This window comes from Protofrankia sp. Cas8 (genome assembly GCF_963555845.1).
GTDB lineage: Bacteria > Actinomycetota > Actinomycetes > Frankiales > Frankiaceae > Protofrankia.
The window spans coordinates 2327-3128 of record NZ_CAUVXI010000345.1 but is presented as its reverse complement, the minus strand read 5'-3'; the positions used below and the strand labels follow the sequence as shown (position 1 = coordinate 3128).

Genomic DNA, 802 nt, shown 5'->3' with positions numbered 1-802 from the left:
TGGGCAGCGCGCCGTAGTCCGCCGCACCCCGGTCGATCTCGTACGCCAACATCTCATGTGCGTGAAAGGCAAGACACGTCGGCCGCCCGTCCCCACCAATCGCCCGACGCACATAGGTTCCCCGCGTCGTCCCGACGATCCGTGGACTGTCCTCCACCTCGATACACAGGACCGGGAGCCCATCAATCTGAATGGCCTCAACCACGGTCTGGATCGGCGGCTGGGTCGAGTTGGCGAGCAGTGCCTGCAGCCGAAGCGGATCAGTACGGCCGGACTCATGCCGCGGCCGAGCACCGGTCACCCGACCGTCGTCCTCTACACCGACAAGGAGCAAACCACCCCGGCCATTCGCCAGACAGACTACCGCTTCGACGAGGTCCCGGTCGTTCAGCGAGCCCCGGCTTTCCCCCTTGAACTCAACAGTGAAACTCTCACCGTCGGCGATCGCGGCCCGAACCCGCTCAACGTCTACCCCTATCAACCCCATGATCCTATTATCGGCTCCACACTCGCGGCACCCTTTGAGGTCACGGTAGATCCCAGTGGATCGGCATCGGCCCGAACCAGCCGCTCCCGAGCCAACCGAACCCCGTAAGCCGCAGCCGCCCGCATACCTGACTCGTCAACAGACGGATACTCCGCCACGATCTCCTCGACAGACAGCCATCCGCCAGACAGTCGAGCACCACACCCACCGGCACCCTGGTACCCCGGGATGTGCGCCTCCCATGGCAGACCGCCGGATCCGTCACGATCAGGGCCAGCCGATCATCTCCCACGCTTCAGTATGCGCCCAGGGGAG

2 protein-coding genes are annotated in these 802 nt (G+C 64.7%); both read right to left on the bottom strand.

The window, feature by feature from the left end:
* Positions 1–481 (bottom strand): ATP-binding protein (locus U9977_RS26610; protein ID WP_322752016.1); only part of this gene is annotated, 481 nt, incomplete at its 3' end.
* Positions 482–527: 46 nt separating this feature from the next.
* Positions 528–752 carry a DUF433 domain-containing protein gene (locus U9977_RS26605; protein ID WP_322752018.1) on the bottom strand — a complete coding sequence of 75 codons (225 nt, stop codon included), beginning with the start codon at positions 750–752 and terminating at the stop codon, positions 528–530.
* Positions 753–802: the final 50 nt, after the last annotated feature.